13 protein-coding genes are annotated in these 17,370 nt (G+C 50.4%); 9 read left to right on the forward strand and 4 right to left on the reverse strand.

Annotation, left to right across the window (positions count from 1 at the left end; genetic code table 11):
• Window positions 1–2: 2 nt before the first annotated feature.
• Together rsmG and mnmG are read right to left on the reverse strand one after the other, a co-directional pair.
• Window positions 3–674, reverse strand: coding sequence for a 16S rRNA (guanine(527)-N(7))-methyltransferase RsmG (gene rsmG, locus ACU6HM_RS14115; RefSeq protein ID WP_137431130.1), 672 nt, complete (start codon window positions 672–674; stop codon window positions 3–5).
• Window positions 671–2,587 (reverse strand): tRNA uridine-5-carboxymethylaminomethyl(34) synthesis enzyme MnmG, encoded by a 1,917-nt coding sequence (gene mnmG / locus ACU6HM_RS14120; protein WP_250756341.1) that lies wholly within the window; start codon window positions 2,585–2,587, stop codon window positions 671–673. The genes rsmG and mnmG overlap by 4 nt, the downstream gene beginning before the upstream one ends.
• An 888-nt stretch (window positions 2,588–3,475) precedes the next feature.
• Between mnmG and ACU6HM_RS14125 the strand changes: the two genes are divergently transcribed.
• Window positions 3,476–4,648 (forward strand): methionine aminotransferase, encoded by a 1,173-nt coding sequence (locus tag ACU6HM_RS14125; protein WP_254500154.1) that lies wholly within the window; start codon window positions 3,476–3,478, stop codon window positions 4,646–4,648.
• 207 nt (window positions 4,649–4,855) lie between these two features.
• Window positions 4,856–5,215, forward strand: a complete 360-nt coding sequence (locus ACU6HM_RS14130) for a hypothetical protein (RefSeq protein ID WP_446763961.1) — start codon at window positions 4,856–4,858, stop codon at window positions 5,213–5,215.
• A 601-nt stretch (window positions 5,216–5,816) separates the two neighbouring features.
• Here the strand turns inward: ACU6HM_RS14130 and ACU6HM_RS14135 are convergent.
• On the reverse strand, window positions 5,817–6,875 hold the full coding sequence (locus ACU6HM_RS14135; protein WP_446763962.1) for a metallophosphoesterase: 1,059 nt from the start codon (window positions 6,873–6,875) through the stop codon (window positions 5,817–5,819).
• 1,520 nt (window positions 6,876–8,395) lie between these two features.
• Here ACU6HM_RS14135 and ACU6HM_RS14140 point away from each other — a divergent pair.
• The 3 genes from ACU6HM_RS14140 (at window position 8,396) to ACU6HM_RS14150 (ending at window position 12,034) form a co-directional block, all read left to right on the forward strand.
• Window positions 8,396–9,763 carry a diguanylate cyclase gene (locus ACU6HM_RS14140; protein ID WP_009458322.1) on the forward strand — a complete coding sequence of 456 codons (1,368 nt, stop codon included), beginning with the start codon at window positions 8,396–8,398 and terminating at the stop codon, window positions 9,761–9,763.
• Between the two features lie 220 nt (window positions 9,764–9,983).
• Window positions 9,984–10,832 carry an archaetidylserine decarboxylase gene (gene asd / locus ACU6HM_RS14145; protein WP_009458320.1) on the forward strand — a complete coding sequence of 283 codons (849 nt, stop codon included), beginning with the start codon at window positions 9,984–9,986 and terminating at the stop codon, window positions 10,830–10,832.
• 200 nt (window positions 10,833–11,032) lie between these two features.
• A complete protein-coding gene (locus ACU6HM_RS14150) occupies window positions 11,033–12,034 on the forward strand; it encodes an Lnb N-terminal periplasmic domain-containing protein (RefSeq protein WP_446763963.1) in 1,002 nt (333 codons plus the stop codon).
• Window positions 12,035–12,251: 217 nt separating this feature from the next.
• Here the strand turns inward: ACU6HM_RS14150 and ACU6HM_RS14155 are convergent, their stop codons facing one another.
• A complete protein-coding gene (locus ACU6HM_RS14155; RefSeq protein WP_009458318.1) occupies window positions 12,252–13,169 on the reverse strand; it encodes a pyridoxal-phosphate dependent enzyme in 918 nt (305 codons plus the stop codon).
• A gap of 562 nt (window positions 13,170–13,731) precedes the next feature.
• On the opposite strand from ACU6HM_RS14155, the gene ACU6HM_RS14160 reads away from it, so the two are divergent.
• From ACU6HM_RS14160 to ACU6HM_RS14175, 4 genes are all read left to right on the forward strand, one after another.
• Window positions 13,732–14,085, forward strand: a complete 354-nt coding sequence (locus tag ACU6HM_RS14160) for a MarR family transcriptional regulator (RefSeq protein ID WP_021447165.1) — start codon at window positions 13,732–13,734, stop codon at window positions 14,083–14,085.
• Window positions 14,086–14,354: 269 nt separating this feature from the next.
• On the forward strand, window positions 14,355–15,143 hold the full coding sequence (locus ACU6HM_RS14165) for a PhzF family phenazine biosynthesis protein (RefSeq protein ID WP_060186807.1): 789 nt from the start codon (window positions 14,355–14,357) through the stop codon (window positions 15,141–15,143).
• 158 nt (window positions 15,144–15,301) lie between these two features.
• On the forward strand, window positions 15,302–16,327 hold the full coding sequence (locus ACU6HM_RS14170) for a hypothetical protein (protein WP_446763964.1): 1,026 nt from the start codon (window positions 15,302–15,304) through the stop codon (window positions 16,325–16,327).
• 280 nt (window positions 16,328–16,607) lie between these two features.
• Window positions 16,608–17,360 (forward strand): DUF4880 domain-containing protein, encoded by a 753-nt coding sequence (locus ACU6HM_RS14175; protein ID WP_250756353.1) that lies wholly within the window; start codon window positions 16,608–16,610, stop codon window positions 17,358–17,360.
• Window positions 17,361–17,370 lie beyond the last annotated feature (10 nt).

Below are 17,370 nucleotides of genomic sequence, written 5' to 3' on the forward strand. Positions count from 1 at the left end.
GATTATCCTTGCTGCACCAACCACACTAGACAACGCTGTGCCTCTAGCTCCGGTACGGTTAATGATTCTATTCGTTCGACCCGCCAGTTACTTTCAGATTGCAATGCCGCTATTTCTTGATCAGGTTCTTTACCCTTCATAGCCGCAATGCGTCCACCTGGACGAACATGCCTGCCTGCCAAATTTACGAAATCAAGCAGCGAAGAAAAAGCTCGGGAAACCACAATATCTGCCTGCATGGGTTCCAGCTGCTCTACACGCACATGCATCGCCGACAAATTGGGCAAGGCCAAAGCACCAACCATTTGTCGAACAAATGCCATTTTTTTCTCGACAGCATCAATACAGCTAATGTTCCACGTGGAACATGATGCTGCCAAAACAACTCCCGGCAAACCTGCCCCTGAACCTACATCTACAATCTTTACCGATTCTTGTGTCTGTGTATTGTTGCCGGCCAGATAGTTCTGAAAAGGACGGACAATCGACAGGCTATCAAAAATGTGTTGCACCAGCATTTGATCTGGGTCACGCAGGGCGGTCAGATTATAGGTACGGTTCCAACGCTGCAACTGATTTATATAATCCAGTAGCTTGCGTACCAGGACAGGGTCCTGATCCAGACCCAAATCCAGCAGGGCCTGATTCAGGCGTTTTGAAAAAATATCGCTCATGCCGTTTGTTTGTTCTTTTGCTTGCGCTTCAGGTGTACCAACAATAAAGAAACCGCCGCAGGTGTCACACCTTGAACACGCCCGGCCTGGCCAATGGTTAAAGGCTTGGCAGCCTTCAAGCGTTGGCGCACCTCAATCGACAATCCCTTGATGTCGTCGTAATCCAGGTCCTCTGGAATGGCTTGCTCTTCCAGTGCTGCCTGACGAGTCACCTCATCCTGCTGACGCGCCACATAGCCCGCATACTTCACCTGAATTTCCACCTGCTCAACATGCACCGGATCTTCCAGACCTGGGCCTGCTACAGGCATGCCTTGATCATTCAGCACGGCCATCAACTTGGCATAGTCCACTTCGGGACGTTTGAGCAAATCGAAGAAGGAGTACTCCCGTTCGATACTTTTACCTAACAGTGCATTTGCTTGTTCGGCAGGCAAATTGCGGGGGTTCACCCAAGTGCCCTTCAAGCGTTCAATTTCACGTGCAACCGCATCGCGTTTGCGATTGAAATGATCCCAACGGGCATCATCCACCAGGCCCAACTCCCGGCCAATTTCAGTCAATCGCTGGTCGGCATTATCCTCCCGCAGACTCAAACGGTATTCGGCACGAGACGTGAACATACGGTAAGGCTCGGTCACCCCACGGGTAATCAAATCGTCTACCAACACACCCAGATAGGCTTCGTTGCGACGTGGATACCACTGCTCTTTCTCTTGTGCCAAACGCGCTGCGTTCACCCCGGCCAACAAGCCCTGAGCGGCGGCTTCTTCATAACCTGTCGTGCCATTGATCTGACCGGCAAAGAACAAGCCACGAATCTGTTTGGTCTCCAGCGTGGGGTACAGGGATCGAGGGTCGAAATAATCGTATTCAATCGCGTAACCTGGACGCATGATGCGGGCATTTTCCAAACCAGGCAGGCTGCGCACCATAGCCAACTGGATATCGAAAGGCAAGCTGGTCGAGACACCATTAGGGTAGATCTCGGTCGTGCTCAAACCTTCAGGCTCCAAAAACACTTGATGGCTGCTCTTGTCCGCAAAGCGATGAATCTTGTCTTCAATAGACGGGCAGTAACGCGGACCAATGCCCTCGATAGTGCCCTGGTCGCTATACATGGGCGAGCGATCCAGCCCGGAACGGATGATGTCGTGGGTACGCTCGTTGGTATGCGTAATCCAGCACGGCATCTGTTGAGGATGCATGGAAACATCGCCCATATAAGAGAACACCGGAATCGGATCGCTGTCGCCAGGTTGGACTTCCAGGCGGGAGAAATCGATGGTGTTGGCATCAATGCGCGGAGGGGTTCCTGTCTTCAACCGCCCTTGCGGTAACTGCAGTTCCCGCAAACGATGCGCCAAGCTGATGGACGGCGGATCCCCTGCCCGGCCCGCAGAATAATTATTCAGGCCTACATGGACCAGACCATTCAAAAAAGTTCCTGCTGTCAGAACCACAGATTTGGCTTTGAATTCCAAGCCGATCTTGGTCACAGCACCCACAACCCGATCTCCTTCCACAATCAAGTCTTCGACTGATTGCTGGAACACCATCAGGTTGGCTTGGTTTTGTAGAACCTCGCGAATAGCCTTGCGGTACAAAGAGCGGTCCGCCTGAGCACGAGTGGCGCGCACGGCCGGGCCTTTGGAGCTATTCAGAGTACGGAATTGAATACCGGCGTGGTCGGTAGCCAACGCCATTGCCCCGCCCAGCGCATCCACTTCCTTGACCAAATGCCCCTTCCCAATCCCCCCAATAGAAGGGTTGCAGGACATCTGCCCCAAGGTATCCATATTATGGGTTAACAATAAGGTAGACACGCCGGTTCGAGCTGCCGCTAAAGCCGCTTCGGTACCAGCATGTCCGCCGCCTATGACAATAACGTCAAACTCTTCGGGATAAATCATGTCAGAACAGCTAAAAAATAAAAATCAATTATACGATTACCAGCGGAGTATGTTCCACGTGAAACACATGGAACCAATATCTGTTCCACGTGGAACACAGTTTTTTGCGTAAATACCACTGTGGATAACTTTGTGGAGAAAGGGACGCTTTTTTATCCCCAGGCCACCTTGGGAAGCACAGGCAGCGCTTGCAAAGATTTTCTTCAGCCAGAAATCCCTAGGGAGCGAAGCCATAAAAGGCGCGCTTATCACTCTTAAATCCCCTAAAAGGGGCTATCTAAGCCAGTACCTCACAACAGGTGGATAAAAGCAGCCCAAGCAGGCAGCAAAATTGTGGATAACAGAGCAATAAAAAGAAATACTGCCCGAGGACCACATCCACCGTTCTACGGTGTGGCGATAAGGAAATTTCCGCTGGCCTGCGGAGAATATAAGGTGTCGATTATGTAATCCGACTACCTTGGCTACAAGAAAAAAGTGTCCTATGCGCAAAAAGACAGCTACCCAGATAGAACAGGATTTACTTGAGACGACAGATACTTTGAAGAAACAACAGCAGCACCTTTAACGCCTAGCTTAAAACCTGGGACTTAATCGAGAGGCCGAAGTTAAGACACAGGTCTAGCCAGAAAACTCCCGCAGCTACAACACGAACCTGCAGCGCGAGAGCTGAGGAAGGAAAACAGCAGGAGAAGCCGGGCTCGGAACCTATATAGGCAATAGATATATCAATGTAAGAAACCGATCCTGAGTGCTCAGTTCCACGATCAACAGATACGCGCAGAATCTATGGTATTTTCGACAAGAATTTGTCTGATACTTCGCCACCCAACTTTTTACTCAAATCTGAAGCGCGGGTGCATTTTTATTATTCATATCAGTAGACCCATGCAGATCACATCCAAGCTCCCTTCTGTGGGCACCACCATCTTTACAACCATGAGCCAGCTGGCTCTGGAGCATAAGGCCATTAACCTGGGACAGGGCTTTCCAGACTTCAATCCGGATCCAGCCCTGATTGAGGCTGTGCACCAGGCCATGCTGGATGGCATCAACCAATACCCTGCCATGGCTGGTTACCCTGCCCTGCGAGCCGCCATTGCAAGCAAGACGCAGGCTCGGTATGGCCACCTTTACAACGTGGATACGGAAATCACCGTCACCAGTGGCGCTACTGAGGCCTTAATGGCCAGTTTCCAGGCCTTTGTGCACACAGGCGATGAGGTCGTCGTAATCGAGCCCTTCTACGATCTGTATATCCCCGCCATCGAGCTGGCCGGAGGTACCCCTGTTGCTGTCCCCATGACAGCACCTAGCGAGGCTGTACCCTACTACCGCGTCGACTGGGACCGTGTGGAACAAGCCATCACCAGCAAGACCCGTATGCTGGTAATCAATTTCCCACACAACCCAACCTGCACCATCTTGCAGCCCCAGGATCTGGACGCGTTAGAGCAGATTGTAGAAAAGCATCCTTCCTTGATCATCTTGTCCGATGAGGTCTATGAACACCTGACCTTCGATCAGAAAGAGCATCTGAGCCTTGCTACCCGCCCTCTCCTGGCAGAACGAGCAGTAATCGTTTCTTCCTTTGGCAAAACCTTCCACGCCACAGGTTGGAAAGTAGGCTACTGCTGTGCTCCTGCCAGTCTCAGCACGGAAATTCGCAAGGTCCACCAATACACCGTCTTTACCGTTCCTAGCCCCTTACAGGCTGGTTTAGCCACCTATATGCAGGATCCAGCCACCTGGGAGAGTCTGCCCGCGTTCTACCAGGAAAAACGCGATCATTTGCATCAAGGTCTGCAGAACACCCGTTTCACTCCTATGCCCAGTGAAGGGACTTTCTTCTTGCTAGCCAGCTACGAACACATTTCGGAGCTGTCCGAGCTGGATTTTGCCAAGCATCTGAACCAGAACTATGGCGTAGGCGCGATCCCCGTGTCTGCCTTCTACCTGAATCCCAATTCTGAGCAGGCTAACCATCGTTTGCTGCGTTTTTGCTTTGCCAAGCAGCTCAACACCCTGGACCAGGCTATTGAACGCCTGAAAAAGGTCTAAAGGCTCTTTTCCCTACCTTCATCAAACCGCCGTCAGGCGGTTTTTTTGTGTCCTGATTTTTGTGGACAAGTGCAGTCGTCGCAATCTTGCCTAAATCTGTCACACAAGCCCTGCAACGGCGACGTAAAACAGCAAGCATTGTCCGAAGCACAAACCATCTGCCGTAAACCACAAAACCCGCACCTTGTGCCCCACAGAACACCAAACATGAAACAGGCAATACAGCCTTCCAGCGCTGTCCTGTTGATAACTTTGGGGGTAAACCTGATTTTTTGCCCAGTTATCGCTTCTTTTCCTTTAAGAAAAGTAAAAATCAGCCAGCTCGCAGGCCTTCCTGTTTCAGTTCATGTGGCTTGCAAAAAAACAGGCCTCAAAGTTAAAACCACAAAAAATATAAATATAAAACAAGGACTTATTTCAATATCACAAGCTTCGAACAGACTTTGCAACTGTGAAAATACACAGGTCACCAAGCCTCTTCGAGCACCACAAGATACGAGCAAGCACAAACCAACGCTTTACCCACAAAATGTGGATAAGTCAAAAATTCAAACAAGATTGACCTAGTACAAGCTCCAGGCGCAACAATCCCTGCAGCCATAGCAAACTCTTGGCCAAACATGTTGTCCAGGTAGAACACCCCTCTTTTGCCACCCCGTTCCTTTGTTTGAGTTTTTCTCATGTTGAAAGAAAGCTCTGGGAACAGACGACAAAGTCGATCTTGTATGGTTCTGAAAATAAATTTTCAGCCTTTACCGCTCATATTTCTGTATGCAAAAGCCGCATAAGCCAGCTTTGAGAGAGATCGTGATTTTTGTTCATGGACTGCATCTTAGTCGAGAACTTTTAGCTTGCAAAGGGCATGGAGCTGGCCTGCAGAGAGTTGAACTTATCTTATATAACAAGCACTTAAATCTTTTATTGGAATTATTGGATGGAGCCCTGTTGATAAGTCGAACAAGTGTCTTTAGCAGCGTTAAAACAAGAGCTTAGCGCTTTTTTTTCCGGGGATAGATCTAACGCTTACCGGTGGATGGTTTAGGTACAACTTTTAGACTTCACAAAGAAGTACCTACTTATGCCTTATGTATCCACACCCTGTTCACAATGCTCTTCCTAGAGCTTATCCACAGCAAAGAAAATTGTAACAGCGGAATATAAAGTGAATTTATCGGGTTGCTTGGGTAAATCCGGTGTCTGTCATGATGATTTTCTCTGGCCAACGCAAAGCGGCCAGGTGAAAAGCGGAGCCTTCAGGTGCCTGGTCCTTGCGGCGATCGCGCCAACGAGCCCCTACGGAAAAATCCACGCAAAACGTGTTTTTCTTTGCTCCATGCCAGGAAAATGGATCTATATCCTTGAATAATAAGGAATATTTAGACATTTTCGCTGTTGGTTGAGGGAAAAGCTGGCGCCAATAGTGGCCAAAAACGACAGGAATATCGTCCTGGTAGCTGTTCCACCAAGGAGTTCGGTCGGAAAAACGCCAACGGTTGCCAGCAAAAAACGGACGATCTGCGGGTCCTTCAGTGCCGGAAGTCAGCAAACGGATGGGGTTGAAGTCATTTTTGACCAAATCGTAGTCAATGTAGGCCTGCAACAAAGGCATCAAGGCCTTTGGGTCTTCAATTTTTTCTTTCCATTCTTGTTTTGCCGCTAGATATTTATTCAGAATTCCTTTTTTTTCTGCATACGTATCAGCTTTACGCTCACATTCAAAGAAAAAATCAAGAAAATCTTCGCTTTTAACCGATCTAATTGCATCAATAGCAGGATTATTCCAGGCTGCATGCACAATTCTCAGATCATTTCTTTCCAATGCAATGGGTAGTGAGCTTAAAAACTTCCGGATTTTATCTCTATTTTGAGGTTTTGCACGCGTAAATGGAGAGTAATTCTTTAAATCTGATTGATAACGCTGATCAAAATACCAACCTGATCCATCTTTTGCATCGTCTATCAGTAGATTGATTTCATGATTACCTAATATTCCTTTTGCTTTATTATTATTTATCAAGTACTTAAGGTATTCAATTACAGCAGGGCTATCAGGACCTCGGTCACAATAATCTCCCACAAATATCAGGCTACGTTTCTCTGGATGAGAGCCATCTTCCTGGTAACCCAAATTTTGGATCAGTTGTTGCAAGGCCTGGAGCTCTCCGTGTACATCACCGATGATGTCTAAAGAACCAGCAGGTAAAGGCTGTACAAGAAAGTTGGGCATGGGTGAAGAGATCTTTATTTAATAATAACTATATATATAACTGGTAATGGATAATGGGTGTCTGTGGATAAGTGGCATAGATAGAAATTAACCTTTAATTTCAGCAACTTATTGATTACTTCTGCCTGTGCACCACCCCGATGGAGTCGGTGGACCGAAACTGGACAAGATTTGAGGCCTGGCCAGACAGGCAACTTATCCCCCTTTCATCCACAGCAGGTCCACAGCAGGCCTTCTTGGAGCTTATCCACAGGGGCCCAGAGCCAGTAGCTGCCTCAAATATAGCTTTTTTGCCCAGTCCCTGACCGATTTTCTGGCCGGATCTCGCCCGCCTGGAGCATCTGGATGAGCGGATGTCGGTGTTTGCACCAACATCATGTTGAAGTGCGAATTAAGCCCTTATAATATCCACAAATTATTCACTTTCTTATTAACCGCTGATTTCACCAGGTTTTATATTTCCATTTCTGGTTTAATCTGTTTTGTTAATAAAATTGTGGATTTCTTTGTTATCCAAACCCTGTGGATAAGTTTGATTATCACGATTGTTATCTGCTTTCTCGATCTAAACAAAACCCTGTTTTTGTAATTCAATATCGTGGTTTTGTTTTTATTTCAGTCTTTATTTCTTTTTTCAAATAATAAAAAATTATCAATCCGAATTTTTAATTTTTGTCTGGATTGCTTTCTCCTTATTTATCTATCTTTTATTTGGAATGGCCTCTTTTTTTATTAATGGGCTTCCTTAGAAAAAACAGAAACTAATCAATCATTTGAGTCTGTTTATCTCTATTCTCCAGTCGCTTTCTTTAAGTGTTTCTTGATTCCTTCCCGAGTTTTTTAGCTAAAGTTTGCTTATTTTTAATAAAAAATGACTTCAAGCAGAGTAATAAGTATTGAATGATCGGGTTTAGCGGTGGAACCTATCTGCCGACCCGACCCGACCCGACCCGACCCGACCCGACCCGACCCGACCCGACCCGACCCGACCCGACCCGACCCGACTGCGGCGGCCAGGCTGTCTTATGGAAGTCTGGGTATTTGCTCAGTATTGGATATAAACCCAGTCCTATGTGCCTGTTTCCCGGCACTCCCTCCCCTGCCCAAGCACTAGCACGCTTTATTGATCGTTCTCTGTCCGTATGCCAAACGTGGCTTTTTGGCGATAGTGGGCAATTCGTTTTGTCAGCTATCGACTTTGATAGGACAATCTGCTCACCGTGGAACTTTCGGGGCGTTTAGGTCGACAAAGCCATGGGTTTGAATCGCAAACTGCTGTCAAAGTGAGGCGAAACCGGCACTTGCTTCAGTACATGGACAACGTAATTCTGCCTTGGCCCGTGGAATCACCCACTTATCTTCAAGGGGTATGTTTTTTCCTTGTGGGCAGCAAGGGTATTCTCCTGCTAGCCCGTGGCTTGTATCGCTATAAGAAATAGCGCGAAATCTCCCCTCATGTAACAATTGCCGCCAAGGCTGTTTAATCCTTAAGTATCGTCTCGCTACTCTCCCTGTACTTCATGTCTCAACCGAATATCGAAGAAGCCGCTCAGGACTGGCACGGCTTGCTCCAGAAAGTGCCCCTGGCGGTCCGTGCTCATGTGCTGACTATCACTCAAGATAATCAGGACGAGCTTGCGACCCACTTTTATACGCATATGCTCAAGCACCCTGCCGCACAGGTGTATCTCTCGCATGATCAGGTACACAAGCGCTTGCATCGCTCCTTGCGCAGTTGGTTGGTACAGCTGTTTTCGGTGGATGAGCACAGTGATATGCAAGATCAGGTCAAGCTGCAAAATCAGGTTGGCGAGGTCCATGCTCGGGTTGGGGTGCCGGTTCACCTGGTGCTGCGTGGTGCACGCTTGCTCAAGGGGCGTTACGCCCGCTTCCTGTTTGAATCTTCGACTATTAGTTCCGAGCAGGCCTGGGAGTGCTATCGCTACATTCAGAACTTCATTGATCTGGCGATGGAGCTGATGAGCCATGCCTATGCCAATTCGCGTGAGCGTAAATCCCGTGCTGAAGAGTCCTATCGCCTGTTTGCCATTGTGCAGAACGTAGCGGCCGAGCGTGGTCGACAGCGAGCCGCGCTGCTGGATTGGGAAAATCTCTTCATGTTTGCGATGGCGGTCAACAATGGTGTGACGCCTGCCCCGCGAATCGGAGATTCGGACTTCGGTATCTGGTTCAAGCACAAGGGCGCGCATGCCTTTCAGGGCACGGTAGAGAGTCGTGAGATCCTGGACTTGATGAACCTGATTGATACCGAGCTGATGCCGGCTTTCGAGCAAGGGGACGCGAAAGGACAGGTTCTACGCTTGCATGAGCTGCGTGATCGAACCCGAGCCATTGGTTTGCACCTGGATCGCTTGTTCGAGCAGCAAAACGAGCTGGAGTCGGGCCGGGACGTGCTGACCCGCCTGTTAAGCCGTAAATACCTGCCTGTCGTGCTTAGCCGTGAAGTGGGCTATGCCCAGCAGCGGGGATCGCGTTTTGCGCTGCTGGCCGTGGATATAGACTTCTTCAAGCGGGTTAATGATACCCATGGCCATGATGCCGGTGATCGTATCCTGCGTCAGTTTGCTGAACTGCTCAGCAATAGCGCGCGTGCCGGTGACTACGTGTTCCGCCTTGGGGGCGAAGAGTTCCTTCTGGTCTTGGTCGACGTGGATGCGGATGGTGCGATGCGTGCCGCCCGTAATTTGCGTCTACGTATTCATGCGGAGACCTTCCGGGTTGTGGATGGCGAAAGCATGAGTATCACCGCCAGTATTGGTGTGGCCTTGTACGACGGACACCCGGATTACGAGCGTACGCTGCGCCGGGTTGATCGCGCCTTGTATCAGGCCAAAGAAGAAGGCCGCGACCGGGTTGTATACGTCTGATGGGACGGGCTTGCCCGCCCTTTTATGTCGTATGGCGGCAACCTGTGCTACAAGTGCGTATTGTTTTGTTCCTGCCAGTGTTTGGTGCCTGATTCCTGACAGTTGCGCGGCCTTTGAAGTGGTGGCCCCGGCCGGATGTGGCGCGTGAAACACAATTACATTGAATGGCATAAACGCTTTGGCCCCAGGCTGAAGCAGGATTTGTTTGCGAGCTGATTTTATGCATCCCCGTTTGGCTGTTCTTCCCCAGTACCTGCTCCCTAAACAGGCTCTGACCCAGTTTCTAGGCGGTTTGGCCTCCAAGCCCATGGGCGGGCGCACGACCTGGGCTATCAAGCGTTTTATCGACCGTTATCAGGTCGACATGAGCGAGGCAGAAAACTCCGACCCAGCCAGCTACGCCACCTTTAACGAGTTTTTTGGTCGTGCCTTGCGTCCTGGTGCCCGCCCTATCGCGGAGACGGCCTTGGTCAGCCCGGTTGATGGTGCCATCAGCCAGTTGGGGCCTATCCAGGGTGCCGAGGTGTTCCAGGCGAAGGGGCATAGTTACTCGACGACGGCTTTGGTAGGCGGAGACGCTCAGGAGGCTGCCCGCTATCAGGATGGGCTGTTTGCGACCCTGTACTTGAGTCCTAGCGACTATCACCGGGTACATATGCCTTGTGCGGGTGTGCTCAAGCGCATGATTCATGTACCGGGCGATTTATTCTCGGTCAATCCGACGACGGCGCGCGGTGTTCCCGGCCTGTTTGCCCGTAATGAACGTGTGGTCTGCTTTTTTGACTCCGAGCAAGGCCCGTTCGTGTTGGTGCTGGTGGGGGCGACGGTGGTGGGCAGTATGGTCACGGTTTGGCATGGTGTGGTAAATGCCTCGCGTGACGGCAAGATCCACGAGTGGAACTACGAAGGTCAGAATATCGCCTTGCAAAAGGGGCAGGAAATGGGCCGATTTCTGCTGGGTTCCACGGTGGTGATGCTGTTCCCCAAAGAAAGCGCCTATCGTTTTGATCCGAGCTGGCAGCCGCAAGGCGTAATCCGCCAAGGTCAAGCGATGGGCTATCAGGGCTAAACCCTGTTTTCTAATGAATAAAACCTGTGTTCAAGTGGACACAGGTTTTTTTTTGTCGTCGGGTCGCCTAAAGGCTCGGCGCCTCCGGCAAAAATTCCCCCTTTTTTGGGGGGGCAGCAAGCCGAAGGCGTTGTGCGGGGCTTTTTTTGACGGTTCAGCGCTTAAAAGTAATCTGTATTCAAGAGGTCTGTGGAGTGAGTATGAAAAGGTGGGGGGCGATAGTGATCAAGATTTTGGTCCTGTTATTGGTCTTGGCGGTAGCGGCCTGGGGCGCGCTGGCACTACAGTTTCAGTTGTCAGCAGGTCTGGGGCGCTGGCTGGCATTGGCTGGCTGGGTAGCGGTGGCTGGATTGAGCCTGTATGCCTTGAGCAAGGGCAAGAACTGGCTCTTTGCACCCCAGGCGTTGGGCTTTCTGGTGCTGGTAGTCTGGTGGAGCAGTATTGCGCCCAGCAACGACCGGGAATGGGCGCCTGATGTGGCCAGAATGAGTTACGGCGAGGTAAATGGTTCCGTGGTGACTCTGCACAATGTGCGTGACTTTAACTGGCGCAGCGAGACCGATTTTGATGAGCATTGGATTAGCCAGGACTACGATCTGCAGACGCTCAAATCGGTAGATATGTTCCTTTCGTACTGGATGGGCCCGGTGATCGCTCATACCCTGGTGTCTTTCGGGTTTGAGGATGGCCGCCATGTGGTGTTTTCGGTAGAAATACGCAAGGAAAAGCACGAGGCATTTTCTGCGATAGGCGGTTTTTTCAAAGAGTTTGAGTTGAGCTTGATTGCGGCAACAGAGCAGGACATTGTGCGTACCCGTAGCAATGCGCGCGGCGAAGACGTGTATATGTACAGCGTTGAATTGGCAAAACCTGCCATGCAGGCCTTGTTCTTGTCTTATGTGGAGCAGGGCCAGCAATTGCAGACTACTCCCCGTTTCTACAACACCTTGACGGCTAATTGCACCACCATTGTTTACGACATGGTCTCCAGGATCGTGGACGGCATACCGTGGGACTGGCGTGTGCTGGCTTCGGGCTATTTGGCCGAGTATGTGTATGGTCTGAATGCTTTGGCACCAGGCCATAGTTTCCAGGAACTGAAGCAACTGGGCTACATCAACCCGAGAGCCTTGTCGCAGCAGGAGGGGCAGGATTTTTCTGCTTTGATTCGAAAGGATTTGCCTCTCGTAAAGCCTTTTTAAGGCTGTTTTAGGCGCTTTTGTTCCACGTGGAACATATGTTTTACTTTATACGCTCTGAAAATTAGAGCGTATCAGGAATAAAAATAATAAATAAAAACCCCATCATATGAAAATCATGTGATGGGGTTTTTTAATCCCTGTACCCTGTTTTCCAGATTGCAGATGCGATAGAAAATAATTATTTTTGCCAAATGCGTCAGGGCCGTTCATGGACAGCTTAAGGAGTGGCCCGCCACTGCACCAACTGCTCCAGCGTCGTGGTGTTGCCACCACACACAACGACCAGAATGTTGCTGTACGGAGCCAGGGCCTCATGATCCAGGTAGAGAGTCGACAAAGCCGCGCCACATGCGGGTTCCACCAGAACGCGATGATCGGTCAGAAAGCGCAGGCATGCGCTGACGGCCTGAGCATCGCTGACCTGAACGCAGGTGGTGGGATGAGATTGGCTAATGGCGTAGGCCTGATCGCAGACGCGTGGTGCAGCCAAGGAGGTGGCAACCCCACTGACTTCGCCAAGTGTGATGTGCTGGCGCTGCCTTACCGACTCGCCCAGGCTGGCGGTGCCCTGGGTTTCTACCGCAATAATCGGGGTTTTGTCCCAACCCTGCTCCCGCAGGCCTTGGGCCATCCCGCATAGCAAGCCACCTCCGCCTACAGCCAGCAAGACGGCATCCGGCTGTACGCCCATTTGGGCCACTTCTGCGATCAGGCTGGCGTGGCCTTCCCAAAGCAAGGGGTCATCAAATGGGTGAATCAGGGCGTCGTCTTCTTGCACCAGGGTCAGCGCATACTCATGAGCTTCCTGCCAGTTCTTGCCGATTACGTGCAGCTCGGCTTTTTCCCGTTGAATCAAGCGTCTGGCGTGTTCGCTAGTGGTTTCGGGGACGACAACAAGGGTGGGCATGGTCAGGCGGCGTCCGGCATAGGCAACGGCAATTCCGGCATTGCCTCCCGAAGAAATGATAAAGCGCTTCTTTCCTTGCTGGGCATGGTGCTGACACAAGTGGCCAATACCGCGAATTTTGAATGATCCGCTAGGTTGCAGCGCATCCATTTTTAACCAGATTTGTTTGCCAAGCTGCTCGCTCAAGGCGTGTGAAAAAATGAGCGGTGTCTCAAGGTGAAGAATCATTTCTTATCGTTCCAGATTTTATAGTGATCTGAGGGGGCGCGTTAGGCGCTCCGAGCGCTGTTCACCACATTTTATCGGTCTGAAACACGTGTGGCTAAAGATCCTGGGCACGGTTTTGTGACGACCAGGACAAGCGGGCGGAAAATTGTTTGGAAAGGATGCTTATATCATCGGGCCTGGATTTTGTAACTGTTCTTGTTCTCTGCGCTAAGTCCCTTTATTAGCGTTTAATGTGAGGCAGCTTACTAACTAACTACGTGTCTGCACCTACTTACAATTTTGCTTCGTCTGGACTGTAGTGTTCAAGCTAAATCAAGGGCTTATCTGATAAAATTCCAGATAAATCGCCCGACTCAAGACCCCTTTCCGTACGGAATTCAGGCCCGGTCTTAAGCGTTTAATTTTAAGTGCATGATAAGCACCGAAACTCATTCCAATCACTCGGGCCATAAAGCAGTGTTGTTTTTTGCTTTACCTGGGCGGAATAAAAACAATAATAACCAGAACTTATTTCTAGAAAGGACGCTGTGGTAGCGGTTCTTAAAGGAATAAAGATTTTGTTATGAAAACTGCCACCAGACCTGCTGATATTTATATGCGTTTTTTGCAGCTCGCCGATTCGCTGCATACCCTGCCTTGCTTACCTTGCCTGGACCCTCTTGAAGAGCGGATCCTGGTGCTGGTTGCCAAGGCATCGAAAGACTGTTTGCGTTTGTCGGTGCGCGATGTCATGGCCGTAGAACGGCTGGGATCGCCCGCGACTATTCATACCCGCCTCAAATCCATGCGCGAGAAAGGCTGGATCGTCCTTAGTGATACGGAGGACACTCGCCGCAAACAAGTGGACTTGAGCCAGGCTGCCCTGCTGCATTTTGATCGTCTTTCCGCCTGTCTTTTAGAGGCGGCAAATGTTTGATTGATCAAATGGCGCGGCCTTGCACCCGATGTAATTGCTGAATCCGCAAAAAGAAGCGTGTGGCATCAGGTAAATAAGCGGGAAGCGCTCGGGTCCAACTAATGGAATGCAAACAGGCGTTTGCAAAAAGCGCTCGCGTGTCTGGTGCTTTAAAAATGGAAAAGATAGGCGGCATTAAAACAATGCCCTGTTCCGCGGATTTACCTGCCTTCAAAGAGTCTATTTTTCTATACTGGGGACTCACCTTGAATTCCATGCCTGGAGGCAGAATGCGCTTACCCATCTATCAGCTTGATGCCTTTACTGACACCTTGTTTGCAGGCAATCCTGCCGCCGTGGTGTTGTTACCCGAGTTCCCTGACGATGCCTTGATGCAGTCGATTGCGCAGGAGAACAATCTTGCCGAAACCGCCTTTCTGGTGCCACAAGGCCAGGACTTTCGCCTGCGCTGGTTCACCCCTACGGTAGAAGTGCCCTTGTGTGGACACGCAACATTGGCCAGCGCCGCCGTTGTGCTGCAGCATGTGCGTCCCCAGGACAGCCAGGTGGTGTTCCATACGCTAAGTGGTGCTTTGACGGTGCGTCGTGACCAAGACAGCTATGTCATGGATTTGCCTGTGCGCCCGGTTCACCGTGTGGATGACAATCCTTTGCTGGAGCAAGCCTTGGGCACCAAGATTACGCAACTGTGGCGTAATGACTTCACCCATCTGGCTGTATTGGAAACGGAAGAGCAAGTGCGACAGCTGCAGGTGGATGCGGCAGCCATGCTGGCCAGTGGCTGTGACGGATGCATTGTGACAGCGCCGGGCTCGGGCCAGTTTGATATTGTCAGCCGCTTTTTTGCTCCTGGTCACGGTATTGAGGAAGATCCGGTTACGGGCTCGGCCCATTGTGCTTTGCTGCCGTACTGGGCTCCTATCCTGGGCAAAACTCATTTGCTGGCGTATCAGGCTTCTGCCCGTGGTGGTGTATTGGATTGCACCTTAACGGGTGACCGCGTGTTCTTGAAAGGCCAGGCCGTCCTGTATATGGAAGGACACATCCAGATCGCCTGAGACGATGCCAAGCGGTTTAAACGGGCATGGCGGTGCCGTGCCTGTATTGGTAACTCCCTTCCCTTGTTTTTGGCCGATCAGCGCAGTAGTCAGCAAGACAGGCTGTACATTTTTTTTGGCCTTCTTTATTGCGACTTTTTATGGTTTTTTGATCTCTTATGATTCCTGTCGCTCCATTTTCTTTGCTGTTTCTGCTGATTATTACGCTCGGGCCGCTTGCCTTGATTATTGTGCTGGTCTGGGTGGTTTTGCTTTTAGTACAGCCACAGAGCCGGGCAAACTTTAAGAAAAACCCCTGGCCACGCGTACTTGTTTTGCTTCCTTTGCTTGTATTGGCGCTCTATTACAGTTATTTCCAATGGGAGGTCTATCAGTTCGATAAACGTCAGGCACAGGAGCTGGCTAGTCGGCAGCATGTTTTAAAAGAGCCTGGCCGTTTTGCCGGAATTGATATGCCAGCCGGAACAGAGCTGGAGTTGAGTGTGTGGGGCGACCCGGACAGCGTGTCCTGGGCTCGTTTCCCGGAGGCGGTCATGGTAGGCAATGCTCCAGTCCTGTCTTTCAAGCGCCTCCGGCCCGATTTGCAGAACTCCAGCTGGAAGCTGCATCTGGCAGGCGATACGGAATTGGAGGGCTGGCAATGTGATGGCAGCCAAGTGCTTGAAATGGAACAAGATCCCATGGCAGAGCACGGTTTTCGTTTTGTCAGCTGCTTTTTGGCTAAAGGGAATCAGATCAGGGGCTGGAGTCCCTATGCGGCGGCTTCCAATATGAACACAGCCCCGGATTTTGTTCTGGATCTACCTGCCGGCACTTTGGTTCAGGCAAGGCCGGATGGGACTTTGTATGTCAACGGTGAGCGGGATCAGGACCGTTGGATGGTACGTGTAGAGGAAGAGGGTTTACAGGTTCAGGCATGGAATCTGCCTTTGGAGCGTGCTTATTTCTCAGTCGATAAAAATAAAGATCTACTTTATCTCTCGCATGCTCAATTGGCTCGAGAATTTCAATTCGGCGGATTTAGTTATCCAGCCGGTACGCGTGTGTCGACGCCCAACTATCGCTTTTACCCGCAGTGGCCACTTTTATTGAGAATGGTATTGCCTGCGGATGACGAATCGGATCAAAGAAAAGAACAGGTTCATGACCTGCTTAGTGGCCAAGTTTTGGACGGTTTTCACTAGTTAACGACCTGATTCCGGCTTTTTTTACCTGTAATCTGCAGTTTTTCTGTGGTGAGTGTAATTAAATAAGGCGAATTTGTTTGGAATGGGTCAATTTGAGTTAATGTAAGCATTTGAAGCGAATGTATAAAATAAAAACGTATCGTTTTCAAAGGTGGAATTTAGAGGGTTGGTGGCTGCTGGTTTCGTTTTTTAAGGTTTTGGCCTTGAGCGGAAGGGACAATCCGTCGGACTGAAACCGCCCTATTGCTGGCTTAACTGAACAAGGTTAGATGCCGCTATGACGACATATCAAGGGGAACTGCTGGAGCATACGCAGGCCCACGCACAGGCTGCTTACTGGTTTACTCGCTTGAACTCGGGCGAGGCTACCGCAGCTGAATTACGGGAATTTGAGGATTGGCGCCGTGACAATCCTGAAAACGAACGTTCATATCGATATATTTGCTATTTTTGTGACGCCAGCCTGGATGCGCCCGAGCATGAGATACGCCGTTTATTGGCTGGCTCGGGGGAAAAGCCAGCGTTGCTCAAGCCCTATCACCGTGGTTTGCTGGCGGGTTTACTGGTGTTGGCCTTGGCGCTGACCGTGTTTTTCTCCTGGCCCGAGCCGATATTGCGAGAAGAGCACCTGGTATCGGGGGCTCAAATGCTGGAGCAACGGTTTGTTGATGGGGCCGTGCTGCGCTTGGGCCCGGATTCAGCCCTTGAAATCCGTGAATACGAGGACAGATTGAATCTGCAGCTTTTACGTGGACAGGTCACGCTGTTGCTGGCTGATCCCACACCAAAGAGTGTGACGGTCTTTTCCAGCTTTGCGCAGGCTCGCAGTAACAAGGGGCAGTTTTCGGCTTTTCTGGACAGCGATCAAATGAAATTTGCTGTGGATACTGGATCGGTCGAAGTATCTAGCGGGACATGGTGGCGTCGACAGACTCGGGTCTTGATTCCCGGTCAACATATTGATGTGGATCGATGGTCTGGAATGAAACGGGTTCAACCCGCTCCTGTATCTCCGAATGAGGCCGACTAACAGTCGGCCT

It is taken from the genome of Alcaligenes sp. RM2 (genome assembly GCF_052931795.1).